At 65.3% G+C, this 26,726-nt stretch carries 24 protein-coding genes and 1 riboswitch; of the genes, 10 read left to right on the top strand and 14 right to left on the bottom strand.

All coding sequences use genetic code 11. The annotated features are described in order from the left end of the window. Positions 1-2: 2 nt before the first annotated feature. The 6 genes from GGR40_RS10945 (at position 3) to GGR40_RS10920 (ending at position 7,479) form a co-directional block, all read left to right on the top strand. Positions 3-2,351 carry a phage distal tail protein, Rcc01695 family gene (locus GGR40_RS10945; protein ID WP_429276276.1) on the top strand — a complete coding sequence of 783 codons (2,349 nt, stop codon included), beginning with the start codon at positions 3-5 and terminating at the stop codon, positions 2,349-2,351. Beyond that, positions 2,348-3,172: a DUF2163 domain-containing protein gene (locus GGR40_RS10940; RefSeq protein WP_429276275.1), complete on the top strand. Its 825-nt coding sequence runs from the start codon at positions 2,348-2,350 to the stop codon at positions 3,170-3,172. The genes GGR40_RS10945 and GGR40_RS10940 overlap by 4 nt, the downstream gene beginning before the upstream one ends. Then, positions 3,169-3,573, top strand: a complete 405-nt coding sequence (locus GGR40_RS10935; protein ID WP_429276274.1) for a hypothetical protein — start codon at positions 3,169-3,171, stop codon at positions 3,571-3,573. Before GGR40_RS10940 ends, GGR40_RS10935 begins: the two co-directional genes overlap by 4 nt. A 10-nt stretch (positions 3,574-3,583) precedes the next feature. After that, positions 3,584-5,779, top strand: a complete 2,196-nt coding sequence (locus GGR40_RS10930) for a GTA baseplate fiber-binding domain-containing protein (protein WP_429276273.1) — start codon at positions 3,584-3,586, stop codon at positions 5,777-5,779. Between the two features lie 28 nt (positions 5,780-5,807). Beyond that, positions 5,808-6,266, top strand: coding sequence for a DUF2793 domain-containing protein (locus tag GGR40_RS10925; protein WP_429276272.1), 459 nt, complete (start codon positions 5,808-5,810; stop codon positions 6,264-6,266). A gap of 190 nt (positions 6,267-6,456) precedes the next feature. Then, the gene (locus GGR40_RS10920) at positions 6,457-7,479 is read left to right on the top strand and encodes an OmpA family protein (RefSeq protein WP_429276271.1); all 1,023 of its coding nucleotides are present in this window, start codon (positions 6,457-6,459) and stop codon (positions 7,477-7,479) included. A gap of 145 nt (positions 7,480-7,624) precedes the next feature. Here the strand turns inward: GGR40_RS10920 and queC are convergent, their stop codons facing one another. The 6 genes from queC to GGR40_RS10890 all read right to left on the bottom strand — a co-directional run bounded on the left by queC (position 7,625) and on the right by GGR40_RS10890 (position 12,866). Next, a complete protein-coding gene (queC, locus tag GGR40_RS10915) occupies positions 7,625-8,338 on the bottom strand; it encodes a 7-cyano-7-deazaguanine synthase QueC (protein ID WP_429276270.1) in 714 nt (237 codons plus the stop codon). Positions 8,339-8,391: 53 nt separating this feature from the next. Then, positions 8,392-8,811, bottom strand: coding sequence for a DUF3617 domain-containing protein (locus tag GGR40_RS10910; RefSeq protein ID WP_429276269.1), 420 nt, complete (start codon positions 8,809-8,811; stop codon positions 8,392-8,394). Positions 8,812-8,904: 93 nt separating this feature from the next. Then, a complete protein-coding gene (gene hslO / locus GGR40_RS10905; protein WP_429276268.1) occupies positions 8,905-9,807 on the bottom strand; it encodes an Hsp33 family molecular chaperone HslO in 903 nt (300 codons plus the stop codon). Beyond that, positions 9,804-10,730 (bottom strand): ornithine carbamoyltransferase, encoded by a 927-nt coding sequence (gene argF, locus GGR40_RS10900; protein WP_429276267.1) that lies wholly within the window; start codon positions 10,728-10,730, stop codon positions 9,804-9,806. The genes hslO and argF overlap by 4 nt, the downstream gene beginning before the upstream one ends. Beyond that, complete coding sequence (locus tag GGR40_RS10895; protein WP_429276266.1) at positions 10,730-11,920, bottom strand: aspartate aminotransferase family protein; 1,191 nt, start codon at positions 11,918-11,920, stop codon at positions 10,730-10,732. Before GGR40_RS10895 ends, argF begins: the two co-directional genes overlap by 1 nt. Positions 11,921-12,083: 163 nt before the next feature. Then, complete coding sequence (locus tag GGR40_RS10890; protein WP_429276265.1) at positions 12,084-12,866, bottom strand: cold-shock protein; 783 nt, start codon at positions 12,864-12,866, stop codon at positions 12,084-12,086. Positions 12,867-13,149: 283 nt separating this feature from the next. Between GGR40_RS10890 and GGR40_RS10885 the strand changes: the two genes are divergently transcribed. Continuing rightward, positions 13,150-13,575 carry a protein tyrosine phosphatase family protein gene (locus GGR40_RS10885; RefSeq protein ID WP_429276264.1) on the top strand — a complete coding sequence of 142 codons (426 nt, stop codon included), beginning with the start codon at positions 13,150-13,152 and terminating at the stop codon, positions 13,573-13,575. A gap of 220 nt (positions 13,576-13,795) precedes the next feature. Here GGR40_RS10885 and GGR40_RS10880 read toward each other — a convergent pair whose 3' ends face one another. From GGR40_RS10880 to GGR40_RS10860, 5 genes are all read right to left on the bottom strand, one after another. Continuing rightward, entirely contained in the window at positions 13,796-15,106 is a 1,311-nt protein-coding gene (locus GGR40_RS10880; protein WP_429276263.1) for an ammonium transporter, read from the bottom strand. A gap of 13 nt (positions 15,107-15,119) precedes the next feature. After that, on the bottom strand, positions 15,120-15,458 hold the full coding sequence (locus GGR40_RS10875; protein WP_007687500.1) for a P-II family nitrogen regulator: 339 nt from the start codon (positions 15,456-15,458) through the stop codon (positions 15,120-15,122). 164 nt (positions 15,459-15,622) lie between these two features. Then, entirely contained in the window at positions 15,623-16,327 is a 705-nt protein-coding gene (locus GGR40_RS10870) for an endonuclease/exonuclease/phosphatase family protein (protein ID WP_429276262.1), read from the bottom strand. 64 nt (positions 16,328-16,391) lie between these two features. Continuing rightward, positions 16,392-17,927, bottom strand: a complete 1,536-nt coding sequence (locus GGR40_RS10865) for a peptide chain release factor 3 (RefSeq protein WP_429276261.1) — start codon at positions 17,925-17,927, stop codon at positions 16,392-16,394. A gap of 94 nt (positions 17,928-18,021) precedes the next feature. Beyond that, positions 18,022-19,944, bottom strand: coding sequence for a ribonucleoside-diphosphate reductase subunit alpha (locus tag GGR40_RS10860; protein ID WP_429276529.1), 1,923 nt, complete (start codon positions 19,942-19,944; stop codon positions 18,022-18,024). Between the two features lie 557 nt (positions 19,945-20,501). Between GGR40_RS10860 and GGR40_RS10855 the strand changes: the two genes are divergently transcribed. Further along, complete coding sequence (locus GGR40_RS10855; RefSeq protein WP_429276260.1) at positions 20,502-20,744, top strand: GlsB/YeaQ/YmgE family stress response membrane protein; 243 nt, start codon at positions 20,502-20,504, stop codon at positions 20,742-20,744. Between the two features lie 36 nt (positions 20,745-20,780). Here the strand turns inward: GGR40_RS10855 and nadB are convergent, their stop codons facing one another. The 3 genes from nadB to GGR40_RS10840 form a co-directional block, all read right to left on the bottom strand. Next, positions 20,781-22,382 carry an L-aspartate oxidase gene (gene nadB, locus GGR40_RS10850; protein WP_429276259.1) on the bottom strand — a complete coding sequence of 534 codons (1,602 nt, stop codon included), beginning with the start codon at positions 22,380-22,382 and terminating at the stop codon, positions 20,781-20,783. Between the two features lie 599 nt (positions 22,383-22,981). Continuing rightward, positions 22,982-23,944, bottom strand: a complete 963-nt coding sequence (locus tag GGR40_RS10845) for an ABC transporter ATP-binding protein (RefSeq protein ID WP_429276258.1) — start codon at positions 23,942-23,944, stop codon at positions 22,982-22,984. Between the two features lie 42 nt (positions 23,945-23,986). Then, on the bottom strand, positions 23,987-24,397 hold the full coding sequence (locus GGR40_RS10840) for a winged helix-turn-helix transcriptional regulator (RefSeq protein WP_429276257.1): 411 nt from the start codon (positions 24,395-24,397) through the stop codon (positions 23,987-23,989). 91 nt (positions 24,398-24,488) lie between these two features. Between GGR40_RS10840 and GGR40_RS10835 the strand changes: the two genes are divergently transcribed. Both GGR40_RS10835 and GGR40_RS10830 read left to right on the top strand, forming a co-directional pair. Next, entirely contained in the window at positions 24,489-25,058 is a 570-nt protein-coding gene (locus tag GGR40_RS10835) for an FMN-dependent NADH-azoreductase (RefSeq protein ID WP_429276256.1), read from the top strand. A gap of 87 nt (positions 25,059-25,145) precedes the next feature. After that, a riboswitch (cobalamin riboswitch) is annotated at positions 25,146-25,390 on the top strand. Between the two features lie 176 nt (positions 25,391-25,566). Beyond that, entirely contained in the window at positions 25,567-26,595 is a 1,029-nt protein-coding gene (locus tag GGR40_RS10830) for a HoxN/HupN/NixA family nickel/cobalt transporter (RefSeq protein ID WP_429276255.1), read from the top strand. Positions 26,596-26,726 lie beyond the last annotated feature (131 nt).

The raw sequence follows: 26,726 nt of genomic DNA, 5'->3' as shown, positions 1-26,726 counted from the left end.
TCATGGCATTCTGGCTCGCCAGCAAGCGAGAGGGTCAGGCGAGCGACTGGATCATGCGCTTCGACCCACGTTTCTGGACCGTCAACTTCCCCCGCCCGATGGTGGCGACCATCGTGTCCACCGCGCCCGATGCCTTGCGCGTGGAGGCATCCTTTCTGCGCCGCGCGGATCTGGGCGGGCTGATCTGGGACAGCGTCGATACGCTCGATCATCCGCTGCTGGCCTACCGCACCGACCGCGATTACGCGCACACCTCGCTGCGGTTCCGCTGGCGTTCGTCAGGCGTGATCCCGCTCGACGCCATCAACGGCCCGACCCTGACGATCGAAGGCAAGGACCAGAATGGCGCGCCGCGTAGCTGGTACGTGCGCCTCTGGAACTACGCGCAGGGGTCGGGCGAGGACGCAAAGATAGCGCTCGACTTCTCGGCGCTGGATGGCGGCTTCGCCCTGCCCGCCGACGCCGACCGGGTGTGGCCCGGCGCGATCGAGCGGATGTTCATTTCCTTCGCCCCGCCCGGCTACGACCGCGCCAGCGCTGCCCCCCTGCCAGCAGAGGCCGAAGGCTGGATAGAAATGTCCGAAATCGCCACCGACGGCGCCCGCGCAATGCTGGAGATTGGCGACGTGGCGATGCCCGCCAACGGCCTTGCCATCGCCACCGGCTATGACGATCAGGGTGTGCAGACCCCCGCGCGGCTGCTGCGCGGTCTGCGCCAGCTGGGCTATCGCGGCTCGGTGGTGCATTACGTCGGGATGAGCCACTATTTCCGGCTCAGGGACATCGATGGCCGCTTCCTGACCGGGCAGGATGGCGACCCGCTCAATGGCCCCACCCGCAGCTGGCACCGGGCCTTCTTCGCCGGATGCCACGCGGCGGGCCTCAGCCCGATGATATCGCTGTCCTATGAACTGCTGGACCAGCACGCTCCGGAAGGCTGGAAGCAGCGCGACATGAAAGGCAATCCTGCCCTTACCGGCTGGGACCCGCCTTCCACCCTGCTCTCACCCGCAAACCGGGAAGCAATGGGGTGGCTGCAATCGGTCGGCGCAGAGTTCGCACAGATTGCGGCGGAAACCGGCGCGCCCGTGCGCTTTCAGGTAGGCGAACCTTGGTGGTGGACCGTGGCCGATGGCCGCATCCACCTTTACGACGAGGCCGCCCGTGCCGCATTCGGTGGATCGCCGCCCACCATCCCGGACATGCGTGCATCGTTGTCCGACGCGCAGACCGCGCTGCTCGATCACGCCGGGGCGCTGCTGGCGCAATCGACCGCCGACCTCGTCAACGCCGTCCGCGCCGCAGTCGCCCCCGCCCCGGTCGAATCGCTGGCGCTGGTCTTCACGCCGACGCTGCTCGCGCCCGACATGCCTGAACTCAAGCGCGCCAACCTCCCGCTCGGCTGGGCCGCGCCTGCGTTCGACCGGTTGCAGGTGGAGGATTACGACTGGCTGACTGCCGGTGCCGACGCCCATCGCCGCAATGCCCATGCCGAAGTCGATGCCCGGCTCGGCTACCCGCCGCACGAACAGGACTACCTCGCCGGGTTCGTCCTGCGTCCCGATCAACGCGACCAGTGGCGGCTGATCGACGCCGGGATCGACGAAGCGCTGTCCCGCGCCCCGCACGAAGTCGTCGTCTGGGCGCTGCCACAGGTCGCGCGTGACGGATACGTGCGGCTGCCCCCTTCCCGCATCTCAGGAGCCGACCCCATGCAGGCCTTCGACGACGTGCTCTATCCGCTGGCGCTGGGCCGGGATGCTACCATAGTGCCCGAATTCTCCACCAGCGTCTCCGTCACCGCGTCAGGGTTCGAGCGGCGCAATGCGCTGTGGTCGAACGCCCGCCTGCGCTTCGACGTCGGCCCCGGCGTTCGGTCCGAGGCGGAGCTGGGCGCGCTGATCGCCTTTTTCCGTGCCCGGCGCGGCCCGGCGCGGGGCTTTCGCCTGCGCGATCCCAGCGACCACAGTTCCAGCGGCATGGTCGGCGCGCCCGGCCCGCTCGACCAGTTGATCGGCACCGGCGATGGCCTCAAGGCCGACTTCCCGCTGGTGAAACGCTACGGCGACGGAAGTGGCGATGGGGCGCAGTTGCGCCGCATCACCCGCCCCGATTTCGCGACCATCGTGGTGTCGGTGAACGGCGCGCTGCAGGTCGGCAACTGGACGCTGGCCGAAGGCGGTGTGATCGCCTTTGCCGAAGCCCCGGCCCACGGTTCCGAAGTGCGCGCCGGGTTCCTGTTCGACGTGCCGGTCCGCTTTGCCGAGGACAGCCTGGAGATCGCGGGCGCATCGTTCGCCGCAGGCGAAGCGCCCAGCGTGCCGGTCGTCGAAATCCGGGAGGCGTCATGACCCGCGCCTGGTTCGCCCGCGATCTTGAAACCGCGGCCACCTTCTGGCGCATCCTGCGCGCAGACGGGGTGACGCTGGGCCTGACATCGCACGACGCCGACTTGTGGTTCGACGGCGTGCTCCACCGCGCCTCCCCCGGCATGGTGCCCAGCGCCCTGCGCAAGAGCGCCGGTTTCGAAGCCGACAGCGCCGAAGTGCGGGGCTCGCTGACGCACGAGGCGATCGACGGCGCCGATCTTGCCGCCGGAAAGTTCGACGGCGCGCAGGTCCGGATCGGGCTGATCGACTGGGAAAGCCTGGAGAGTGAAGTGCTCTATGCCGGGACCATCGGCGCCGTCGCGGAAGAAGACGGCGCGTTCTCCGCCGAGCTTGTCTCGCGCAAGGCGCAGTTGTGGCGCGATCCCACCCCGCGCACCAGCCCGGCCTGCCGCGCCACGTTCTGCGGCCCCGGCTGCAACCTGAACCCGCAGGCCTTCACGCGTGAGGTGCGGCTGGCGGTCATCGATCCCGTGCGCAATGCCGCGCGCTTCACCGATGACCCCGATGCCGCGATCCATGCCGGAGGCACCTTGCGCTGGCTGGACGGTCCGCAGGCAGGACAGGCGATGGGCGTGATGGACGGCACGCAATCCGGCGCGCTGGTGGTGGACGTGCCGCTTGACCCGACCATCCCCACCGGCACCCGCGCGCTGCTGCGGCAGGGCTGCGACCGCACGCTGGACACCTGTGCCAGGCGCTTCGGCAATGCCGTGAATTTCCGGGGCGAGCCGTTCCTGCCGGGCAACGACATGCTCACCCGCTATCCGGGGCCGCAGGGATGACCGGAGACGATCTTGCCGCCGCCGCCTGCGCTCTGGCGGGCACGCCCTTTCGCCTCCACGGACGCACCGAGGCATCCGGCCTCGACTGTGTGGGCGTACTGGCGGCAGCGCTGGCACGGCTGGGCAGACCCGCGCCGCTGCCGACCGGTTACCCCCTGCGCCACCGTAACGCGCCGGACCTGTCGGCACTGGCCAAGAGCCTCGGCCTGATGCCGGCGGGCGGCGGCATCGCGCGGGGCGACGTGCTGATGCTGCGCCCCGCGTCCTGCCAGCTCCACCTCGCCATCGCCGCCGATCCCGGCACCGTGGTCCACGCCCATGCGGGCCTTGGCAAAGTGGTGATCGGCCCGCTGCCCGCCGACTGGCCGCTTATCGGCCACTGGCGCTTCTCCACTCAATAAAGGAGCCGACATGGCGACTCTCGTTTTCGGAAGCCTGGGCACGATGCTGGGCGGGCCCATCGGCGGCGCGGTAGGCTCGCTGATCGGGCGGCAGTTCGATTCTGCGCTGTTCGGTTCCGGCAGCCGTCAGGGTCCGCGTCTGCGCGAACTGGCGGTCACGTCGTCCAGCTACGGTCAGGTGCTGCCGCGCCACTTCGGGCGGATGCGCACGGCGGGCACGGTGATTTGGGCGACCGACCTTGTCGAACGCAGCGAAGTGCAGGGCACCGGCAAGGGCAGCCCCGCCCTGACCGCCTACACCTATTCGGCCAACTTCGCGGTCGCGCTGGCCAGCCGCCCGATCAAGGCGCTGGGCCGCATCTGGGCCGACGGCAAGCTGCTGCGCGGTGCGGACGGAGCCCTGAAAGCGGCCGGAACCCTGCGCGTCCACACCGGCACGGGCGACCAGGCCCCCGACCCGCTCATCGTCTCTGCCGAGGGTGCCGCCCGCTGCCCGGCGTGGCGCGACCTCGCCTATGTGGTGGTCGAGGATCTCGACCTGTCCGGCTTCTACAACCGCATCCCATCGCTGACGTTCGAGGCGATCGCCGACGACGATTTCACCCTGCAGGACGTGATCGGCCCGCTGGTAGAGGACACCGACGCCGCCGTTCCGCTGCCGGGCCTTGCGGGATATACCAGCGAAGCCTCACCCGTCGCCGACCTGCAGGCTTTCGACCAGATCGAGCCGCTGGAAATCGATGCTGCCGGCGATGCGCTGGTCATCGCCCGCCAGCGGCGCCAGCACGAAGTCTTCACGCTGCCCGAACCGGCCATCCCGACTGACGACGATTCCTTCGGCGCCCGCTCCGGCTTCGCCCGGCACCGCGCCGCGCCGGTCGAGAACCCGCCGCAGATCCTGCGCTACTACGATCTCGACCGCGACTATCAGGCCGGAGTGCAACGCGCGACGGGGCGCGTCGCGTCGGGCGAACCCGGTGCCATCGACTTGCCGGCAGCGCTGTCCGCAGCCTCCGCCCGCGCACTGATAGAGCGTACCGCGCGGCGGGTGGACTGGTCGCGCGATCGCATTTCGTGGCGCACCTGCGAGCTGGACCCACAAGTCGCACCCGGCGCCCTCGTCGCTCTGCCGGGCATCGACGGCCACTGGCGCGTGCGCGACTGGGAATGGCGCGATGGCGGTGTCGAGCTGGCTCTGGAACGCGCCGCGCCCACCGGTGCAGACATCGCCCCGGCGCTGGGTTCGGACCCTGGACGACCCAATCCGCCCGCAGACATCGGCCCCGGCCTGACCCGCCTAGTGGCCTTAGAGCTGCCCTTCGATGCAAACGAAGGCTCACCCGACACGCCGCGCCCCGTCGCCGCCGTTTCCGCCACAAGCGCCGGGTGGAGCGGCACTGCACTCTACGCCGATCGCGGCGACGGTGCTCTGCAGCCGCTTGGCCCCAGTGGACGCAATCGGGCGGTCATCGGTGAAGCGGTTTCGCTGCTCGGCCCGGCCAGCCCGCTGCTTTTCGACCGTGGTTCGGAGCTGATCGTCACCCTTGTCGATCCGGCGATGCAGCTGGTCGGCACCGACATGGCCGGGATCGCGGAAGGCGCGAATCTCGCTCTCGTCGGTGAGGAGATCGTACAGTTCGTGCATGCAACTTCGCTCGGCGAAGGCCGCTGGCGCCTGCAAGGCCTGCTGCGCGGGCGCGGCGGCACCGAAGCCATGATCGGCAGTCACGCGGCAGGAGAAGCCTTCGTTCTCCTTCGAGCCGGGCTGGTTCCCCTCAGCACCGCGAAACTCGGCAGCGCGCCGGGACGGCAGGTGCTCGCCCTCGGGCGCGGAGACGCGGTTGCCGCTGCGTCCCCGGTGCATCTCGACGGCATCGGCCTGCGCCCGCTCTCGCCCGTCCACCCGCGATGCATAACCGCCAACGACGGCGCGCGCACGTATGCGTGGACTCGCCGGGCCAGAGGCGGATGGTCATGGCAGGACGGCATCGACGTGCCGCTCGTCGAACAGAACGAGCGCTATCTGGTCACGCTCGGCGAACCCGACGCGCCGGTAGCAAGCTGGATCTGCACCGAACCGCTGCTCATGATCGACGCCGCCACGCGCGACCGTCTCCTCGCCACCGCGCCCGACGCGGTCCTGCGCGTGCGTCAACAGGGTACTCATGCCCTGTCGCACGCCCTTCCGCTCGGCCCCCTCGCCTGATCTGCCTTAAACAAACGGAGCCGCATTCATGCCTGACCCCATCGAATTCGCCAGCGCCAGCCCTCGCTTCGCCCTTCCCCTTCTCCACGCCGGACAGGCGCAGAAGGAGGTGTTCGTCAATGAAGCGACGATGCTCACCGACCTGCTGCTCCATTGCACCGTCCTTGGCGAGACGGCCACACCTGCACAAAACGCGCAGGAAAACGACACATGGATCGTCGCTCCGGGTGCGACCGGCGAATGGGCTGGTCACGACGCCCATATTGCAGTGCAGCGCAGCGGCGCCTGGGTCTTCATCCCCCCGCGCGACGGCATGCGCGTCTTCAACCGGGCGTCCGGCGCCGGAATGCTGTTTTTCGGTTACTGGAGAAAAGGTTCTATCCCCGTGGAACCACTTGGTGGGTCGAGTGTTGATGGGGAGGCTCGGACCGCGATCAACGATCTGGTCTCGGCTCTCCAAGCCTTGGGAATTCTTCCCATGGAATAACGGATGCAAGGAAACAGGGGTCCTTCGGGGTGTTGCAGAATCAGGATATTGAGGGCGCGACGATTTCCCAAGCTCCCGAAAACGCGACAAATTTGCAACAGTCGCGTTTAATGTGCGCTTGCACACGCAAAGCCATGCGGTTAGACACTCTCGCACTCGGTGGCTCCAAATCTCTTAGTAGGGGAAACGTATGAGGAAACTCGTCCTTGGACTGGCGCTGGCTTCGACCGCCTTCGCCACTCCCGCGCTGGCGCGCGACAAGTCGTGGTATCTTGAAGGTGGTTTCGGCGGCATGATCGTCGAAGACGCTGATGTCGACATTGACGGCGTGAACAACGCTGCTCAGCTCGACTTCAAGAAGGGCTTCGACGGCGGCGCCTCTCTCGGTTATGACTTCGGCCCCTTCCGTCTGGAAACCGAAGCCAGCTATCGCCAGGCTGCTATCAAGAACTCTGGCGGCGCTGACATGAGCAACCTGTCGTTCATGGTGAACGGCCTTCTGGACTTCGGTCCGGACGATGGTCTGCAGGGCTTCGTCGGCGGTGGCGCCGGTGTTGCTCGCGTTCACGCCGACGTGATCGACGATTCGGACACGGGCTTCGCATGGCAGGCGATCGCGGGTATCCGCGCTCCGCTCAGCTCGCACTGGGACGTGGGTCTTAAGTACCGCTTCCAGAACGTGTCGAACGTTGACCTCGTCAGCCCCGCTGGCGACAACGTAAGCACCCGTTGGCGCTCGCACTCGATCCTGGGTACGCTGGCGTACAACTTCGGTGGCGAAGAAGCGGCTCCCCCGCCGCCCCCGCCGCCCCCGCCGCCCCCGCCGCCGCCTCCCCCGCCGCCCCCGCCGCCGCCGCCGGTGTGCAACAAGGGCCCGTACATCGTGTTCTTCGACTGGGATAAGTCGGACATCACGCCGGAAGCGTCGACCATTCTCGACAGCGCCGTCAGCGCTTACGCGAACTGCGACAGCGTGCCGATCATGCTCGCGGGTTACACCGACCGTTCGGGTTCGGCTAAGTACAACCAGGGCCTGTCGGAGCGTCGTAACGCTTCGGTTCGTTCGTACCTGACCAGCCACGGCATCCCCGACGGCTCGATCTCGAGCCAGGGCTTCGGTGAAGCCAACCCGCGCGTTCCGACTGCGGACGGCGTGCGCGAGCTGCAGAACCGTCGCGTCGAAATCACTTACGGTCCGGGTTCGGGCATGTAAGCGAACCGGCAACGGTAAAGATTGGGGGGTCGGAGCAATCCGGCCCCCTTTTCTTTTGCCCGGATTGCGCGCGCATCGTCCGGGCAAAAGAAAAGGCCCGGCGAACGCAACGCCGGACCTTTTTCAAATTATCGGTTGATCCGCTTCAGGCGGCGTAAGGCGTCGGGTCCACCAGCCCTGCTTCCTCGAAGCCGCCCTTGCGCAAGCGGCAGCTGTCGCACTCTCCGCACGCGCGTCCGTCAGCCTGCGGATCATAGCACGACCAGCTCATCCCCGGATTCAGCCCTAGCCGATGTGCTTCACGCGCAATGTCGGCCTTGCTCATGAACTGCAGCGGGGCATGGATCGTCAGCTTCTGCCCTTCATCGCCCATCTTGGTCGCCAGCGTCGCGATGTTCTCGAAGGCGGCGATGAACTCCGGCCGGCAGTCCGGGTAGCCCGAATAGTCGAGCGCATTGACGCCGATGAAGATGTCGTGCGCGCCGATCGCTTCGGCCCAGGCAAGGGTCAGCGAAAGGAACACAAGGTTGCGTGCCGGCACATATGTTACCGGAATGTCTTCGCCAACGCCGCCCTTGGGCACCGCGATGTCGTCCGTCAGCGCCGATCCGCCGAAGCGGCGAAGATCGAGGGGCAGCACGACGTGCCGTTCCGCACCAATGACCCGCGATATTTTCGCTGCGGCGTCCAATTCGCGACGATGACGCTGGTTGTAGTCGATCGTCAGCGCATTGACGGCAAAGCCCTGTTCCAGCGCGATGCCTGCCGAAACCATGGAGTCGAGCCCGCCGGACAACAGGACGACCGCCTTGGGACGGTCCTGCGTGGAGGGAGAGGATGTGAGTGTCGTTTCCTGCATGGCTGTTCCGCTACGCTTCCGGCGCAGTCAGGACAATGCCGGAAATCGTGCCGTCAGTTGCGGCAGTCGCCAGCCCTGCGCCCTTCGGCAGAGAACGAGAACGGCACGCCGTTGACGATTCCCTGGCTGTCTATCTGGATCAGCCCATCGGTTTCGCGACGGATGTGCGTGCGCCCATAACCCTGCCCGCGGCAGCTGTACTGCACGGTCACCTGGTCAGACTGATCATCGACCACCACCGAACTGCAGGGCTGTCCAGGATGGCGCAACTGGATAAGCCGCCGCCCGCTGTCGAGACAGATGTTGCGCACCGGACCGCCGCGTTCGCGCAGTTCCCAGCCGCCGTGATCCAGCTCGTCGAGCATGCCGAGCGTCTGCTTCTGGCCATAAGCCGAAGCAGCACCCGTCCCCAGCCCCGCGGCTGCCGCCGCAAGGACCAGGGTCAGCCCTGCCGTGATGGTCCTGAATTTCATTCCATCGCTTCCTGACACCGCCTTGTCGCGCGCAATATCGGTGCCCGGCCCGGCTTTTTCAAGCCATCCGACAGTATAGCCGCCCCCTGCCGGTCAGGCTGGAATCCGCAGCACCTTGGAACAGAACGCACAATCGACCGGAATGAGCCCGTCCGGATCACGCATTTCCACGCGCTGGTCCTCCGGGAAGCTGGACAGGATGGACAGGTAATGGTCCACCGTGCACCGGCATCCGCGCTCTAGCGGCGCCAGCGGCTCGACGCGAACTTCGTCCTCTTCGTGGAACAGGCGCCAGACGAGCTGCTCCAGATTGAGCACCGGATCGACCAGTTCGCCGTCCTGGATCGTGCTGCCCAGGATCGAGATGTGTTCCCAGTCGGGATGATCGTCCTGCGCGTGAAGACGCTCGCGCCCTTCTTCGCCATCGGGGAGGTGCTGCAGCAGCATCCCCCCCGCCACGCAGCGCACACCATTGGAGCGCACCGCGATGCGGATTAGCGTGGGCACCTGCTCCGACTGCGCGAAATAATTCTCGCAGGCCTGGGCCAGCGACGCCCCTTCCAGCGGCACCACGCCCTGATAGCGTTCCCCGGTGGTGGCCAGGTCGAACGTGATCGCCAGATAGCCCTTGCCGAAGATCGTCTCCAGAGAGCAGTCTTCCTCCAGCAGCGGCGCGCGTTCGGCATCGTGCTGCAGGTAGCCACGCAGTTCGCCGTCACGGTAGTCGCACACGAGCAGCCTCACCGCCCCGCCTTCGGCCTGGGCCTGAAGGGTAAGCTGGGCGTTCTCCTGCTTCAACAGCGACCCCATCAGCGCCGTCAGCACCAGAGCCTCGGCCAGAATGTGCTTGACGACCTTGGGATAATCGTGAGCCGAGAGCACCGTCTCCAGCACCGGCCCCAGCCGCACCACGCGGCCACGAACGTGGCGCGCGGGTACGGTGAAGGCCAGGACGCGGTCGAATCCGGTATCGTCGTTACGCAGATCCTCGGTCACAGCTTGCCCAGTGCCCACAGCAACACCGACTTCTGGGCATGGATGCGGTTTTCCGCCTCGTCCCAGACGGCGGATCGTGGCCCGTCGATCACCTCGTCGGTGACTTCCTCGTTGCGGTGCGCGGGCAGGCAGTGGAGGAACGTGGCGTCGGGACGCGCCGCCGCCATCAACGCGGCATTGACCTGATAGGGCTGCATTGCCGCCACGTGCTGCTCACCGCCGGGCTGGCCCATGGAAACCCATGTGTCGGTGACCACGACCTGCGCTCCGGCCACTGCCTCACGCGGATCGGTGGTCAGGATCACCTCGCCACCCGCAGCGCGGCACCGTTCCACGAAACCCGCATCCGGCTCGTAGCCGGAGGGGCCGCCGATGCGGATCGTGAACTTCATCAGGCCCGCCGCCTCGATCAGCGAATTGGCGACGTTGTTGCCGTCACCCAGCCAGGCCAGTTGCAGGCCCGGCAGTGCATGGCCATGCTCGACGATCGTCAGCAGGTCTGCCACGATCTGGCACGGGTGCGACAGATCGGTCAGGCCGTTGATGACGGGGACGTCGGCATAATGCGCCAGCTCCTCGATCTTGGCATGATCGTCGGTGCGGATCATGATCGCATCGACCATCCGGCTGAGCACGCGCGCGGTATCGGCGATCGTCTCGCCGCGGCCGATCTGCGTGCTGCCAGCCTCAAGGATCAGCGCCGATCCCCCCAGCTGCCGCATCGCCATGTCGAACGAGACGCGCGTACGGGTTGAGTTCTTCTCGAAGATCATGGCCAGCACGTGCCCGGCCAGCGGCGCATCCGCATCGGCGCGCCCCTTGGGCCACGGCTTGCGCGCGGCCTTACGGTCGATCGCATCGGCGATCATGGCGGCCACGGTGTCACCGCCCGCATCGGACAGGCTGAGGAAATCGCGGAACATCAGGCGGTCTCTTCGGGCTTGTAGCTGGCCGCTGCGGCGGAAAGCTTTTCCATGAATTCGTCGATGTGGCTGTCGTCGATGACGAGCGGCGGCAGCACGCGCACCACATTGTCGCCGGCGGAGACCGTCAGCAGGCCGTGGGCGTCACGCATGTGGGCAACGAACGCGCGTGGCTCGACCTTCATCTTCACGCCGATGAACAGGCCCCGCCCGCGCACCGAATCGAATAGTTCGGGATAGTTGCCGATGAACTGTTCCAGCCGTGCCTTGATCCGCTCGCCCTTGGCGCGCACATCGGCCAGGAAAGCTTCGTCCGGAATGACGTCCAGCACCGCCTCGATCGCAGCCATGGCAAAGGGGTTGCCGCCATAAGTCGAGCCGTGGGTGCCGGCCGTCATGCCCCGCGCCGCCTTCTCGGTAGCAAGGCAGGCGCCGACGGGGAAGCCGCCGCCGATGCCCTTGGCCGTTGCCAGGATATCCGGCTCGATGCCGTACTGTTCGTAGGCGTAGAAGGTGCCGGCGCGGCCCACGCCGCTCTGCACTTCGTCCAGTACCAGCATCAGGTCATGTTCGTCGCACAGCGCGCGCAGGCCCTGCAGGAACGCCTCGGTGGCGATGCGGATGCCGCCTTCGCCCTGGATCGGCTCGACCATGAAGCCCGCCGTATTCGGACCGATGGCAGCCTTGGCGGCTTCCAGGTCGTTGAACTCGACGTACTTGAAGCCCGGCAGAAGGGGCAGGAAGCCCTTGTGCATCTTCTCCTGGCTGGAGGCGCTGATGGTCGCCATGGTGCGGCCGTGGAAGGCGTTGTTGAAGGTGATCAGTTCGTACTTGTGATCGTTGCCGATCGACTGGTGATAGGCACGCGCGGTCTTCATCGCGCATTCGACCGCTTCGGCACCCGAATTGGTGAAGAACACCGTGTCCGCAAACGTCAGGTCGACCAGTCGCCTGGCTGCGGCCTCCCCCTGCGGGCTGCCGTAGAGGTTGGAGACGTGCATCAGCGTCTCAGCCTGCTTCTGGATCGCGCCGATCAGGCCCGGATGCGAATGACCGAGCGCGTTGACGGCGATGCCGCTGGCGAAATCGAGGAAACGACGACCGTCCTCGCTGATAAGATGGCAATGCTCACCGCGAACGGGACGCACGCCGCACCGGGGATATACGGGCATCAGCGGGGTAATGGACATGTCGGTATTCCTTGCAGAATCGAGCCCTTGGAAATCCGGGCCGTAGAGAAATCTCGCTTTGAAGATCGCAAACGACAAATGGCGGCCCTGTCGGACCGCCATTTGCGCGCATTTAGATGTTTGCAGCCTCCCGGTCAAACGGCCGGGAGGAGTGCAGGCAGGATCAACCCTGGCGCGGCTGCAGGTTGACCGCCGAGTACTTGCCTCGTCGATCGACCTCGATGTCGAACTCGACCTGATCGCCTTCGTTGAGGCCGGACATGCCCGAGCGCTCAACGGCACTGATGTGCACGAATGCGTCCGGCTGGCCGTCATCACGCGTGATGAAGCCGAAGCCCTTCATGGAGTTGAAGAACTTGACCGTGCCGGTCGCCTTTTCGCCGGTCAGCTGGCGCTGCGGCGCCGGTTCGCGCTTGGCGACGGGGATCACGTCGCCCACGACCACGAGGTCGGTTGCCGAAACCTTGCCGCCGCGATCGACGAGCTGGAATTCCAGCTGCTGGCCTTCAGCCAGACCTTCAAGGCCGGCGCGCTCTACCGAGCTGATGTGCACGAACACATCGTCGCCACCTTCGTCGCGCTGGATGAAGCCGAAGCCCTTGGCTGCGTTGAAGAACTTCACGACGCCCTTGCCCTGGCCGACGACCTGGGCGGGCATTCCGCCACCACCGCCGCCGCGACCACCAAAGCCGCCGCCACCGCCGCCGCCGAAGCCGCCGCCACGGTTGCCACCGCCGAAGCCGCCACCGCCGCCACCGAAGCCGCCGCGATCACCGCCACCACCGTAGCTGCCACCACCGCCGAAACGGTCGCCGCCACCGAAGCCGCCGCCGAAACGGTCACCGCCGCCGAAGCGGTCCTGGCCGGCGAAGAACGGATCGAACTCGTCTTCTCCGCCCCGCTTATTGTCGCGTCCCCTTCCGCGACGACCTCTATCAAAACCCATGTCTACTAGCGTACCTTCGCTGCGCCCCAGAAGTATTCGCCAGACGGGCGGACGATCCGCGTCATGACGTCAGACAAGCGACCGGGAGGCCCGGCCTTTGCCTGCAAACATCACTCTTACACGACTCATTCAGGCATGGCGAACGGAAATGAGAGGTGTTTGCAGCCATTCACGATGAATCATGGGTTTTTATGCGATGAAATGGCTTGCCAGCCGGCCCGGAAGCGTCTTGATGACCCCTTTCCGAAGCTTCCCATCGCCAGACCACGGGAGAATGTGCAAGATGTTCCGCCAGATCACAGAGACCGTCTTCGCCAGCCCGCAGATCGACGTCGCCGCCATCGAGGAGGCTCAACGTCTTGGAATCGTTCGGGTAATAAACAACCGTCCCGAAGGCGAAAGCGACGATCAGACCCCCGGTGACGAGATCGAAGCCGCCGCCCGTGCTGCAGGCATCGATTACGTCGCGATTCCGGTGAGTCATGCCGGGTTCAGCCAGGCTCAGGTCGACGCGATGGAACAGGCTCTTGCCATCGAAGGGCCCGTGCTGGCGTATTGCCGTTCCGGTACCCGTTCGACTCTGCTTTGGGCGCTGGCCCGCGCAAAGGCGGGCGACAATCCTGCGGTCATCGCCTCCAAGGCGGCAGGCGCCGGGTATGACGTGACGCCGGTGCGCGAACTGATCGAGATGTTTGCTGCAGGTCGCTGAGGCCCTGCGACCTTCTGCCTGAACTCAACGAAAAACAGCCCGGTGCCCCTTTGGCATCGGGCTTTTTCGTGCCTTGTCCATATCCCACGAGCATGACGAAAAAAGGGGCCGGAGCGGCTGGCTCCGGCCCTTGTAAGGCTGTGTTCGCAGGAGGAACATCGGCTGGCGACGACGAGGTTGGGAGGAGAGAAGATCCCGCCGCCGCCAAACTGGTGGAAACTTAGTTGTAGGCGCGCTCGCCATGCTCACCGATGTCGAGGCCGTCGGCTTCGATCTCGGGAGTGACGCGCAGGCCGGTGACTGCCTTGGCGATGAAGATCGCGATCACGGTGCCGATCGTGGAGAGCACGATGGTGGCAAGGGTCGCTTCGATCTGGATCACCAGCTGGTGGCCGATCGCGAAGTCCGCCTTGCCTGGGCCGCCCAGCGACGGGGCGCAGACGATGCCGGTGCCGATGGCGCCGACGATGCCGCCCACGCCATGGACGCCGAAAGCATCGAGCGCGTCGTCATAGCCGAACATCGGCTTGAGCTTGCTGACCGCGAAGAAGCAGACCACCGATGCCACCGCACCCAGCACGATCGCGCCGAACGGGCCCGAGTTGCCGGCTGCCGGGGTCACGGCGACCAGACCGGCGACGACGCCCGAGCAGAAGCCCAGAGCCGAACCCTTGTGGCCGGCAAGGCGCTCGACCAGCATCCAGGACAGTCCGCCCGAAGCCGTCGCGACGAACGTGTTGATCATGGCCAGCGAAGCCGCGCCATTGGCCGAGAGGGCCGAACCGGCGTTGAACCCGAACCAGCCCACCCACAGCAGGCCGGTGCCGACGAAAGTCAGCGTCAGCGAGTGCGGCATCATCGGCTCGGTCGGGAAGCCCTTGCGCTTGCCCAGGATGATCGCGGCGACCAGTGCCGAGACGCCCGCGTTGATGTGAACCACGGTGCCGCCCGCATAGTCGAGCGCGCCGAGGCCGAAGAAGTAGCCGGTCGGGGCCCAGACCATGTGCGCGATCGGGAAATACACGATCGTCAGCCAGACGATGGCGAAGACCATGACCGCCGAGAACTTGATACGCTCGACCGTCGATCCCAGCACCAGCGCGATGGTGATCGCAGCGAAGGTCATCTGGAAGCAGACGAAGACGTACTCGGGGATGGTGCCCGAAACCGAATCAGGGGTGACCCCGGCGAGGAACGCCTTGCCGAAGCCGGCCACGAAGGCATTGCCGCCTTCACCAAAGGCCATCGAATAGCCGTACATGACCCAGATCAGCATGGCGAGCGCGGCTGCGGCGCCGATCTGCGTCATCGTCGAGAGCATGTTCTTCGAGCGGGTGAGGCCGCCGTAGAACAGCGCCAGGCCGGGGAGGATCATCAGGAAGACAAGCAGCGTCGACGTGAGCATCCAGGCGGTGTCACCCTTGTCGATGGTCGGCGTGGCGTCCTGCGCAAAGGCGGCGGTGGAAACAGCGAGCGACGCGATCGTCGCCGCGATGCCGCCCGAAACCTTGGCGAAAATCTTGCGGTTCATTGAAAAGCCCCCCTCAGAGCGCGGTGTCGCCTGCTTCGCCGGTGCGGATGCGCACGGCGGAAGCGAGGTCGAGGACGAAGATCTTGCCATCGCCGATGGCCTCGGTGCTTGCGACCTGCTGGATCGTCTCGACGATCTTGGGCGCCAGATCGTCAGGTGCGGCAACCTCGATCTTCACCTTGGGCAGCATGTTGGTCGAATACTCGGCGCCGCGATAGATCTCGGTCTGACCCTTCTGGCGGCCGAAGCCCTTCACTTCCGAAACGGTCATGCCGGCGACGCCAATGGCCCCCAGCGCCTCCCGCACTTCGTCCAGCTTGAAGGGCTTGATGATGGCGATGATGAACTTCATGCCTATCCCCTGTTAGCAACCGGCCCCAGCGCCGGCTTCGGGATAGACTTAGCAAGGGATGTGCCAAACTCAGGGGAAGGCGAGATTTATGGGCGATTAGGCAAACGAATACACGATTGATCGTTCCGCGATCACGGATCGTCGCCCTAATCCTGTGCAGTTGCCTAAAATTTAGGCAGCACTAGTGATGCGGAGACCGGTAGGTGGTCGGAACCCACGGCGGACAACGGGCTATGGTGGACACTGGTTCCCAGCACGTCCCACTCGGATGAAACGATGATCCGGTCGAGCGTCGCCATCGGTCGGCGCGAGGGAAAGCTGCGTCCGGGTGCCAGCACCTGCCAATCGCGGTCGAATTCCCGGAAGCAGCCGCCCGCGCGGGTCCATTCGTTGAAGTCGCCCATCATGACGGTGGGCACGCGCTGCGCGCAGTCGGCGCAATGGGACAGGATCGAACGCACCTGATGACGGCGACGCAGGCCAGAGAGATCGAGATGCATCCCGACCACGCGCAGGCGCCGGCCTTCGATCATGAGGTCCGCCCGCACCGCGCCGCGCGGTTCCAACACGGGCAGCGGCACCGGCGCCGCCTCCACCAGATCGATGCCCTTGCGCACAAGGATCGCATTTCCATGCCAGCCCAGACTGTCGGGCTTCATCGACATGGGCACGGGCACGTAGTCGGTGCTCGCCTGGATCATGTCGAGGGGAAGAACGGCCATGCGCCGGCCATAGCGGCGATCCACTTCCTGCAACGCCACGACGTCGGCGTTCACCTCGCGCAGGACCGTCAGGATACGTTCGGGATCGCGCCGCCGGTCGAGGCCGACGGCCTTGTGGATGTTGTAGCTGGCGAACGTGATCTGCAACGGACGGCTCCCGGGAATGCGAGAGAAATTCGTCGAGGGCCAGACAGGTTCCCTTTCCCGGACCTCAACGCTCCTTGGTGGCGCTGAACGTCAGGTCCGGGTTGCGCTCCTGCTGGTAGCTGACGTCCCACGCGGAACGCGCCATGAACACCGGGTCGCCATCGCGGTCCTTGGCAAGGTTCATCTTGTTGAACTCGCCGAAGTCGCGCAGCGCCTTGTCATCGCCCTTGAGCCAGCGGGCGGTATCGAAGGGCGCCGGTTCCAGCACCGCCTCCACCTTGTATTCCGCCTCCAGCCGGCTGATGAGCACGTCGAGCTGCAGCTGGCCGACCACGCCGACCACCCACTGCGAACCGATCTCCGGGTAGAACACCTGGATCACCCCTTCTTCGGAAAGATCGTCCAGCGCCTTGCGCAGCTGCTTGGTCTTGGTGGGATCCTTCAGCGCCACGCGGCGCAGGATTTCCGGCGCGAAGTTGGGCAGGCCGACGAAGCGCACGTCGTTCTTTTCCGACAGCGTATCGCCCACGCGCAGGGTGCCGTGATTGGGAATGCCGATGATGTCGCCAGGCTCGGCATTGTCGGCGATCTCGCGGTCCTGCGCGAAGAACAGGATAGGCGAGTGCACGGCGATCGGCTTGCCCAAACCCGACGGCGTCAGCTTCATGCCGCGCTTGAAGGTGCCCGAAACCAGCCGCATGAAAGCGATGCGGTCGCGGTGCATTGGGTCCATGTTGGCCTGCACCTTGAAGATGAAGCCGGTGACTTCCTTGTTCTCTGGCTCGATCGTGCCCTGATCCGAAGGCTGCGGACGCGGCGGCGGGGCGTGGCGCGAAATCGCGTCGATCAGTTCCATGACGCCGAAGTTCTTGAGCGCGGACCCGAAGTAGACCGGGGTAAGGTCGCCGGCACGATAGGCATCGACGTCGAATTCGGGATAGCCGGCCTGCGCCAGTTCCAGTTCCTCTGCGACGGCGTCCGGCAGCGCGGCGCCCTGATCGATCTTGCCGAGGAACTCCTTCGACGGGCCTTCGGGGCGGCTGATGCCGCCGCTGGCAAGGTCGAGGATGCCCTCGAACACACCGCCCATGCCGACCGGCCAGGACATCGGGCACACGTCGAGCGCGAGCATGTCGGCCACTTCGTCCAGCAGGTCAAAGCAGGCGCGGCCTTCGCGATCGACCTTGTTGATGAAGGTGATGATCGGGACCGACCGCAGGCGACAGACCTCGAACAGCTTGCGGGTCTGCGGCTCGATGCCCTTGGCCGCGTCGATCACCATGATGGCCGAATCGACCGCCGTCAGCGTGCGGTAGGTGTCTTCCGAGAAGTCCTCGTGGCCCGGCGTGTCGAGCAGGTTGAAGGTGATCCCGTTCCGCTCGAACGTCATGACCGAGCTGGTGACGGAAATGCCGCGCTGCTGTTCGATCTTCATCCAGTCCGAACGGGCACGGCGGGCCGCGCCGCGGGCCTTGACCTGACCTGCAAGATGGATGGCGCCGCCCTGCAGCAGCAGCTTTTCGGTCAGGGTGGTCTTGCCGGCGTCGGGGTGCGAGATGATCGCGAACGTGCGCCGGGACTGGTGAGGAGACGTGGTCATCGCGCGCCTTTACTGACGCATCACGTATGGCGCAAACCGAAAGCGGCCCCCCGGTCACCCGGAAGGCCGCCCTCGGTGGAAACTTCGCCTCAGCTTACTGGCAGGCGAGACATTCGTCATAGTCGGTCGAGCCGCCGCTGGCCGCCAGTTCGAACTTGGGCAGTTCGCTGGTGTTGTCGGCTTCGACGCCGCCGGCGAAACCAGCGCGCTGCACCGACTTGGAGCGCAGGTAGTACAGCGACTTGATGCCCTTTTCCCACGCCTGGTAGTGGAGCATCATCAGATCCCACTTGTCGACGTCTGCCGGGATGAACAGGTTCAGCGACTGTGCCTGATCGATGTAGGGCGTGCGGTCGGCGGCGAATTCGAGCAGCCAGCGCTGGTCGATCTCGAAGCTGGTCTTGTAGACCGCCTTTTCATCGACCGAGAGGAAGTCGAGGTGCTGGACGGAACCGCCCTGCTCCAGGATCGAATTCCACACATTGTTGGAATCCTTGGACTTCGCCGCCAGCAGCTTCTGCAGGTAGGGGTTCTTCACCACGAAGCTGCCCGAAAGCGTCTTGTGCGTGTAGATGTTCGCCGGGATCGGCTCGATGCAGGCCGAGGTGCCGCCGCAGATGATCGAGATCGACGCGGTGGGCGCGATCGCCATCTTGCAGCTGAAACGCTCCATCACGCCCTGATCGGCGGCGTCGAGGCACGGCCCGCGCTCCTTCGCCAGCATCATCGAGGCTTCGTTGGCCTTGGCGTTGATGTGCTGGAACATCTGCAGGTTCAGCGCCTTGGCCATCGCGCTTTCGAAGCCGATGCCCTTCTTCTGCAGGTACGAGTGGAAGCCCATCACGCCCATGCCGACCGACCGCTCACGCTCCGCCGAATAGCGGGCGCGGGCCATTTCATCAGGCGCGCGGTCGATATAGTCCTGCAGCACGTTGTCGAGGAAGCGCAGCACGTCCTCGATGAAACGCTTGTCGCCCTTCCACTCTTCCCAGGTTTCCAGGTTGAGCGAGGACAGGCAGCACACCGCCGTGCGGTCGTTGCCCAGATGGTCGCGACCGGTAGGCAGCGTGATTTCCGAGCACAGGTTCGATGTCGAGACCTTGAGGCCCAGATCGCGGTGATGCTTGGGCATCATGCGGTTCACGGTGTCGGAGAAGACGAGGTACGGTTCGCCCGTGGCAAGGCGCACTTCGACCAGCTTCTGGAACAGCGAGCGGGCGTGGACCTTGCCGCGCACCGAGCCGTCCTTGGGGCTGCGCAGCGCAAAGTCGGTGCCGTCGCGCACGGCTTCCATGAACTCGTCGGTCAGCAGCACGCCGTGGTGCAGGTTGAGCGCCTTGCGGTTGAAGTCGCCGGAGGTCTTGCGGATCTCCAGGAACTCCTCGATCTCGGGGTGCGAGACGTCGAGGTAGCAGGCCGCCGAGCCGCGACGCAGCGAGCCCTGGCTGATCGCCAGCGTCAGCGAATCCATGACGCGCACGAAGGGGATGATGCCGCTGGTCTTGCCGTTCAGGCCCACCGGCTCGCCGATACCGCGCACGTTGCCCCAGTAGGTGCCGATGCCGCCCCCGCGCGAGGCGAGCCAGACGTTCTCGTTCCAGGTGGCGACGATACCCTCAAGGCTGTCCTCCACCGAGTTGAGGTAGCACGAGATCGGCAGGCCGCGCCCGGTGCCGCCGTTCGAAAGCACGGGCGTGGCAGGCATGAACCACAGGCGTGAGATGTAGTCGTACAGGCGCTGGGCGTGCTCCTGATCGTCCGCATAGGCATCGGCCACGCGGGCGAACAGGTCCTGGTACTTCTCGCCGGGCAGGAGGTAACGGTCGTCGAGCGTTTCCTTGCCGAAATCGGTCAGCAGCGCATCGCGCGACGCGTCGGTCGCGATGGTGAAGCGGCGATCGTTGATACGCTTGGAATCGCCGGCCTTCTTCGCCTTCGACACGGGTGCCGATGCGACGAGGTCCGCCGTGACGGTGTCGGTCTTGTCCATGGCGACTGCCTGGCCTTCCTTCTTCATGCGATCCTCGGCGACGTGGCCGGCGAGAAGCGCCTCCATGTCGACCTGAGCGGGATCCGCGTAGCTCACATCCGAATCAGACACGTGTCCGTCGCTTCCGTTCCTGAAATCCACTGGTGCGCCCCCAATGCATCTAAAAATCATATCAAGAGATGGTCGAGCATCTGCCGCCTACGGTCTGCCTTCTCAGGCGAAGCGGGCGAAAAATGCCTTCCGTTTCTTCCGGCGGCGAACAGGCCAAGGCACCAAACCTAGTGGCCGCGTCGCTTACCGGCACCATCTGTGGTATCTTGAATCACAAAGTCAATGGCGCTGCAAGCACCTCGTTGGTGCGAGTCAGCAGCAACCCGCTGTCAACGCGCCCCGCCAAAAAAACTTATCCCCCACCAGCACATCTCTCGGCACATCCCCCCGGCACGTCTTCGTCGCCGGTCGATCCCGGAGATGCTTTCGCCGATGAAAATCGACTCCGCCCCCACGACCGTGCAACCTCACGCTTCCATGCGAATTAGCACAACCGGCGGCGCCGCCCGCCGGCAGAGGGAGTTATCAGAACAGTGCTCAACATCATCGGTGCGATCATCAGCGGCCTCGTCATCGGCGCGCTGGCCCGCTGGTTCTATCCCGGTTCCGTACCGATGGGCTGGATCGCGACGATCCTGCTGGGCATCGGCGGTTCGCTGCTGGCGGGGCTTGTCACGAGCCGCGGGCGTGGTGATTTCAGCCGGGCGGGGTGCCTCGCCTCGGTGATCGGCGCGATCGTGCTGATCCTTGTCGGGCGACTGCTGCATATCGGCTGAGGGCTGGCGGCGACGCCCGCCGCTGCCTGACAGTTCTTACGGCACCAGCACCGTGTCCAGCGGTTGGGCGTCCGCCGCCGGATAGTCCAGCGTATAGTGCAGGCCCCGGCTCTCGTGCCGCTTGAGCGCCGATTCGACGATCAGTTCCGCGCTTTGCAACAAGTTGCGCAGTTCGATGAGGTCGGTCGAGACGCGGAAGTGGCGATAGTATTCCTCGATCTCGCCATTGAGCATCTGGATACGATGCATGGCGCGCTCCAGCCGCTTGGTGGTGCGCACGATGCCCACGTAGTTCCACATGAAGCGGCGGATTTCGGTCCAGTTCTGCTTGATGACGACTTCTTCGTCCGGCTCGGTGACGCGGCTTTCGTCCCAGGCGCGCACGGTGGGCGGTGCCTCGAAGCTGTTCCATCGGGCAAGAATGTCGGCTGCGGCGGCTTCTCCGAAGACGAAGCATTCCAGCAGCGAGTTGGAGGCCAGTCGGTTGGCGCCGTGCAGTCCGCTTTCGGTGCATTCTCCCGCCGCATAAAGCCCCGGCAGGTCGGTCCGCCCGTCCAGATCCACCAGAATGCCGCCGCAGGTATAATGCTGCGCGGGCACCACGGGGATCGGCTCCCTCGTCATGTCGATGCCCAGAACGATCAGCTTTTCGTAGATATTCGGGAAGTGCTCCTTCACGAAGTCCGCGGGCTGGTGGCTGATATCAAGGTGAACGTAATCGAGGCCGAAGCGCTTGATCTCTGAGTCGATGGCGCGCGCCACGACGTCGCGCGGGGCCAGTTCCAGCCGCTCGGGATCGTAGAAGGTCATGAAGCGCTTGCCGGTGCGCGGGTTGATCAGGTGCCCACCCTCGCCGCGCACGGCCTCGGTGATCAGGAAGTTCTTGACCTCCAGATTGTAGAGGCAGGTCGGGTGGAACTGCATCATCTCCATGTTGGAGACGCGCGCGCCCGCGCGCCAGGCCATGGCGATGCCGTCGCCGGTGGCGCCGCGCGGCGCGGTGCTGAACTGGTAGACGCGTCCGGCCCCGCCCGTGGCCAGCACTGTGGCGCGCGCAGTGAAGGCCTCGACGCTGCCGGTTTCCTCGTTCAGGGCATAGACGCCCCAGACACGGCCGGAGCCGGAGTAGCGCTGCTCGTGCCGCCCGGTGATGAGGTCGATGCACGAACGTCCGGGCAGCAGGGTGATGTTGGGGTGTGCCTGCGCGGCTTCCAGCAGGGCCTGCTGCACCGCCCACCCGGTTGCATCGGCGACGTGGACGATGCGCCGGTGCGAGTGCCCGCCTTCACGCGTAAGATGCAGCGCCTCGCCGTCGGTGTTGAAAGGTACGCCCAGTTCCACCAGCCGCTCGATCGCATGTGGCGCTCGCTCGATGACGAATTCAACCGTTTCGCGACGGTTCAGGCCAGCCCCCGCGACCATGGTGTCGCGGACGTGTTCCTCGAACGTGTCGCCCGCGTCCAGCACCGCGGCGATCCCGCCCTGCGCCCATGCAGTCGATCCGCCGGTCAGCGTCCCTTTGGCCAGAACAGCTACCCTGACCGTGTCTGCCAGGGCAAGCGCGGCGGTAAGCCCGGCAGCGCCGGAACCGATCACGAGGACGTCGAAGGCGCTTGTCGCGCTGGATGGCGTTTCCATGACGGCCTCCTAGCCGCCACCGCTACCGTCCCGCAACTGTTTGGTCAGAAGTGCATTTTCATGTCGATATACGACAATATTGTTACAAAGAAAAAGTTACTAGATTTAATATCTGTCGCGATCTGCGAACACGACGCTTGCCAAGCAGGGCGATTAGTCTAGTCAGCTTCCGTTCCACCCTGAAGGACATGTCTTCGTGGCGATTTCGATACCCTTATGCTTTGCCAATAGGCACGAACCGAACCGCCACGACGTTAAATGGGATGGTGTTAGTTACGTTGGCACCTGCAAAAACTGCGGAAGAACTATCCGCCGAAAGAAAAGCAAGGTGTGGAATCTTGCCAACGCAGAAGAAAACACAAAATAAGCACTAACACTTATCTCAATGTTTCCGGACTGTTGCGTGGTGATTATTGCCCTCCGCAAACGCGGTATCCGGTCGTTGTTTCCTGCAGCGGCGCAAAGTAATAAACATTAACTAACATTTGGACTGGGCACGAGCGTTCGGAACGACGAAAACGGCGCCGATCAGCTAACAGGATGTGCCCGAATCGGGTCGAATCGCCCTGTCGCTGCGTCGAGCCGCGCCTTAGAAGGCGTCAGGCGGTGGCGTGGGCCTGCGTCGTCAGGGTGACGAACACGTCTTCCAGGTCAGCCTCTCGGGTCGTCACATCGACGATGGAAAAGCCCTGAGCCTGCAGCGCCGACATGATCTCGCCGGCATTGGCGCGGTCCTTGTCATACGTGATCTCCAGCACCCGCTCCCCGGTCCGCGCGCATTTCACGAAGCCGGGATGCGCGGGCAGCTCGGTGACATCGCGATCCAGCGTCAGGACGATGATCTTCTCACGCGCCATGCCCACCAGTTCACGTGTCGGCTTATTGGCGATCAGTTCGCCGTGGTTGATGATGGCGATCCGGTCGCACAACTCTTCGGCTTCTTCGAGATAGTGCGTGGTCAGCACGATGGTCGCGCCTTCGTTGTTCAGTTCGGTCACCAGTTCCCACAACTGGCGACGCAGTTCGACGTCGACCCCTGCGGTCGGTTCGTCCAGCACCAGCACCGGGGGGCGGTGCACCAGCGCCTTGGCGATAAGCAGGCGGCGCTTCATGCCGCCCGACAGCGTGCGGGCATAGGCATCGCGCTTGTCGGCCAGATGAACGGCGCGCAGCAGATCTTCGGACCGGCGCAGTGCCTTGGTGATTCCGTAGAGGCCCGCCTGGATTTCCAGCACCTCGAACGGGGTGAAGAAGGGGTCGAAGACGATCTCCTGCGGCACGATGCCGATCGCGCGCTTGGCATTGCGCTGGTCGCGGTCGATGTCGAAGCCCCAGATGTCGACGCTGCCCGACGTCTTCATCACCATACCGGCAAGGATGTTGATGAGCGTCGACTTGCCCGCGCCGTTGGGGCCGAGCAGGCCGAAGATGCCGCCCTCTGACACGTCGAACGAGACGCCCTTGAGAGCCAGCTTGCCTTCGCCGGTGCCCGCCGGGGCATAACGCTTGACGAGGTCACGGATGGCGATTGCGGGCGTCGGGCCAGACGTAGAGGTGCTCATGGTGCGTGCATGTGGGCCATCGGCGCACGCAGGTAAAGAGCGCTATTCGTCATGCACCGCGTCATAGTGCGCGCGGCTGGCCTCTATCGCGGGGCGGCTGGCCATCGCCCACGCGCCCAGCGCCTTGACCGGCGCGGAGAGTGAGCGCCCAAGGTCCGAGAGCGCATATTCCACGCGCACGGTCGCTTCGGCGTGCACGGTGCGCGTGAGCAGCCCGTCGCGCTCCAGCGCGCGCAGGTTGCGCGACAGCATCTGCTGCGAAACGCCCCGGATCGCACGCTTGAGTTCGTTGAAGCGCAGCGGCCCGTCGAGCAGCGTCATGATCACCAGCATCGACCACTTGTCCCCCACCCGCGCAAGAATGTCGCCGACGAGGCGGCAGTCCTTGCCCGCAGGATCGTGCACCAGGACTGGCAACGGCTGGTCAGCTTCGTCGAACGTGGTCAACTTCATGGTACCTGGTCCCGAAAATATGCGCTCTTGGCGTGAGTACGCTGGCAACATAGCTAGACCTGGTCATTTTTCCAGACCGAGGCCATCTCCCATGAAGCTTCTCCATCTCGATTCCAGCATCCTTGGCGACAATTCGGCCAGCCGCGCCGTATCCGCCGCCATCGTCTCTGCCCTTACCGCCGCCGATCCCGCGATCGAGGTGACGCACCGCGACCTTGCCGCAGACGCGCTGCCGCACCTGACGCTGGACGTGCTCGGCAATCCCGACGGCACCCCCGAACTGGCAGAGTTCCTCGCAGCCGACGTGATCGTGATCGGTGCGGGCATGTACAACTTCACGATACCCAGCCAGCTCAAGGCCTGGATCGACCGCGTTCTGGTGGCGGGCAAGACCTTCCGCTACACCGCCGAAGGCCCGCAGGGGCTGGCCGGTGAGAAGAAGGTCTTCATCGCCCTGGCGCGCGGCGGCTATTATGGCGAGGGCCAGCCCGCTGCAGCCATCGAGCACGCGGAAAGCTACCTGCGCGCGGTGCTGGGCTTCGTGGGCATCGCCAACCCCACCTTCGTGCTGGCCGAAGGCATCGCCATCGACGCCGACACCCGCGCAAAGGCGATCGCCGGAGCCATCGAGGAAGCCGGCGCCCTCACTGTCGCGGCGTAAATCGGTAGCAACTGCGGCGGCGCACGGGGCTATGCCTTGCGCGCCGTTGCATGTCCGGGTACGCACGGCGTTCGTTCGCGGCGTGCCGTGGGCGAAGATCGCGCCGGTGCCTTGAAAGAGGCTTAAAAGGGAACGCGGTGAGAGGGGTTCTCCCTTCGATTCCGCGGCTGTCCCTGCAACTGTAAGCGGTGAGCGCGATGCACAGGCGGCAGGCCACAGGTGCCATGCCGCAGCCACTGGGCCGGACGCTGAAACACGCGAGGCTTCGGGAAGGCCGTGCATCGCCGCATTGACCCGTGAGCCAGGAGACCTGCCTGCGTCCGGTCGCTCATGCCGTGGCCCAGGGGATGGTCGAGGCACGGAAACACTCCGTCAGAGCGACGCTTACGCGGCGGGGGCCGCACCGGCAGGATCGCCGGGCGCAGGGTTGCGTCCGTCCGGCGGCTCTACGCCGGCTGCGCAAGCGGAGGCTCCCCGTCAGGTCGCAGACGCCCGACGGATACGTTCGATGCCGCAAGCCAATCTGAAAAGCCGCATTTCCCTTCTCTTCGCGATACTGGTCGCCGCCAACCTGGCCGTATGGGCCTGGGCGTTCAGCCTGTTCCACGCCGATCCGGTGATGCTGGGAACCGCCCTGCTTGCCTGGAGCCTGGGCCTGCGCCACGCGGTCGATGCCGATCACATCGCCGCGATCGACAACGTCACGCGCAAGCTCATGCAGGACGGTCAGCGCCCGGTCACGGTGGGCCTGTGGTTCGCGCTGGGCCATTCCGCCATCGTCCTCATCGCCGCGACGACGATCGCGCTGGCCGCCGGCACGCTGGACGACTTCGAGGCGTTCGGTCGTTCCGGCGGGGTCATCGCCACGATCATATCGGCCTCCTTCCTGTTCGTGATCGCGATCATGAACCTGGCGATCCTGCGCGGCGTCTGGGAACGTTTCCAGCAGGTCCGGCGCGGCGGCACATATGTGGAGGAAGACCTCGACATGCTGCTGGCCGGGCGCGGCCTGATCGCGCGCGTGCTGCGTCCGGTGTTCCGGCTGGTGCGCCACGCATGGCACATGGCGCCGCTGGGCTTCCTGTTCGGACTGGGCTTCGACACCGCGACCGAAGTAGCGATCCTGGGCCTGTCGGGCGCCCATGCGGCGGATGGCGTATCACTGGGGACGGTGCTGGTGTTCCCGGTGCTGTTCGCGGCCGGCATGGCGCTGGTGGATACCGCCGACGGCGTCATCATGCTGGGCGCTTACGAATGGGCCTTCGTCAAGCCGATCCGCAAGCTCTACTACAACATCGTCATCACCGCGATCTCGGCCATGGTGGCGCTGGTGATCGGATCGATCCAGACGGCCGCGCTGCTGTCCGAAAAGTTCGGGCTGGAAGGCGGCCTGTGGTCCGGCGCGGCGTCGCTGTCGGAGCGCTTCAACACGCTGGGCTTCCTCATCATCGGCCTGTTCGTGGCCTGCTGGCTGATCAGTTGGGCGGTCTATCGCTGGGGCGGGCTGGACGCGATCGAGGTCCGCAGCGAAACCTGACCTGCACGACATGATAAAAAAGCCCGGCGGCATGGAGTCCGCCGGGCTTTTCCGGGCCTTCCGGGGACGGAAAGCTCTATGCCTCTTTCCTTACCGCAGCAGCGACAGGACGTTCTGCTGGCTCTGGTTGG

The sequence above is a fragment of the Novosphingobium gossypii genome (genome assembly GCF_050433305.1).
In the GTDB taxonomy this organism is placed as follows: Bacteria; Pseudomonadota; Alphaproteobacteria; order Sphingomonadales; family Sphingomonadaceae; genus Novosphingobium; species Novosphingobium gossypii.
The sequence above is the reverse complement of the archived record's forward strand: the minus strand, read 5'-3'. Positions and strand labels throughout refer to the sequence as shown.

Excerpts from the sequence above, each read along its gene's own strand:
- GGR40_RS10945 (WP_429276276.1), top strand. The coding sequence starts at position 3 with ATGGCATTCTGGCTCGCCAGCAAGCGAGAGGGTCAGGCGAGCGACTGG.
- GGR40_RS10940 (WP_429276275.1), top strand. The coding sequence starts at position 2,348 with ATGACCCGCGCCTGGTTCGCCCGCGATCTTGAAACCGCGGCCACCTTC.
- GGR40_RS10935 (WP_429276274.1), top strand. The coding sequence starts at position 3,169 with ATGACCGGAGACGATCTTGCCGCCGCCGCCTGCGCTCTGGCGGGCACG.
- GGR40_RS10930 (WP_429276273.1), top strand. The coding sequence starts at position 3,584 with ATGGCGACTCTCGTTTTCGGAAGCCTGGGCACGATGCTGGGCGGGCCC.
- GGR40_RS10925 (WP_429276272.1), top strand. The coding sequence starts at position 5,808 with ATGCCTGACCCCATCGAATTCGCCAGCGCCAGCCCTCGCTTCGCCCTT.
- GGR40_RS10920 (WP_429276271.1), top strand. The coding sequence starts at position 6,457 with ATGAGGAAACTCGTCCTTGGACTGGCGCTGGCTTCGACCGCCTTCGCC.
- queC (WP_429276270.1), bottom strand. The coding sequence starts at position 8,338 with ATGCAGGAAACGACACTCACATCCTCTCCCTCCACGCAGGACCGTCCC.
- GGR40_RS10910 (WP_429276269.1), bottom strand. The coding sequence starts at position 8,811 with ATGAAATTCAGGACCATCACGGCAGGGCTGACCCTGGTCCTTGCGGCG.
- argF (WP_429276267.1), bottom strand. The coding sequence starts at position 10,730 with ATGTTCCGCGATTTCCTCAGCCTGTCCGATGCGGGCGGTGACACCGTG.
- GGR40_RS10895 (WP_429276266.1), bottom strand. The coding sequence starts at position 11,920 with ATGTCCATTACCCCGCTGATGCCCGTATATCCCCGGTGCGGCGTGCGT.
- GGR40_RS10890 (WP_429276265.1), bottom strand. The coding sequence starts at position 12,866 with ATGGGTTTTGATAGAGGTCGTCGCGGAAGGGGACGCGACAATAAGCGG.
- GGR40_RS10885 (WP_429276264.1), top strand. The coding sequence starts at position 13,150 with ATGTTCCGCCAGATCACAGAGACCGTCTTCGCCAGCCCGCAGATCGAC.
- GGR40_RS10880 (WP_429276263.1), bottom strand. The coding sequence starts at position 15,106 with ATGAACCGCAAGATTTTCGCCAAGGTTTCGGGCGGCATCGCGGCGACG.
- GGR40_RS10875 (WP_007687500.1), bottom strand. The coding sequence starts at position 15,458 with ATGAAGTTCATCATCGCCATCATCAAGCCCTTCAAGCTGGACGAAGTG.
- GGR40_RS10865 (WP_429276261.1), bottom strand. The coding sequence starts at position 17,927 with ATGACCACGTCTCCTCACCAGTCCCGGCGCACGTTCGCGATCATCTCG.
- GGR40_RS10860 (WP_429276529.1), bottom strand. The coding sequence starts at position 19,944 with ATGAAGAAGGAAGGCCAGGCAGTCGCCATGGACAAGACCGACACCGTC.
- nadB (WP_429276259.1), bottom strand. The coding sequence starts at position 22,382 with ATGGAAACGCCATCCAGCGCGACAAGCGCCTTCGACGTCCTCGTGATC.
- GGR40_RS10845 (WP_429276258.1), bottom strand. The coding sequence starts at position 23,944 with ATGAGCACCTCTACGTCTGGCCCGACGCCCGCAATCGCCATCCGTGAC.
- GGR40_RS10840 (WP_429276257.1), bottom strand. The coding sequence starts at position 24,397 with ATGAAGTTGACCACGTTCGACGAAGCTGACCAGCCGTTGCCAGTCCTG.
- GGR40_RS10835 (WP_429276256.1), top strand. The coding sequence starts at position 24,489 with ATGAAGCTTCTCCATCTCGATTCCAGCATCCTTGGCGACAATTCGGCC.
- GGR40_RS10830 (WP_429276255.1), top strand. The coding sequence starts at position 25,567 with ATGCCGCAAGCCAATCTGAAAAGCCGCATTTCCCTTCTCTTCGCGATA.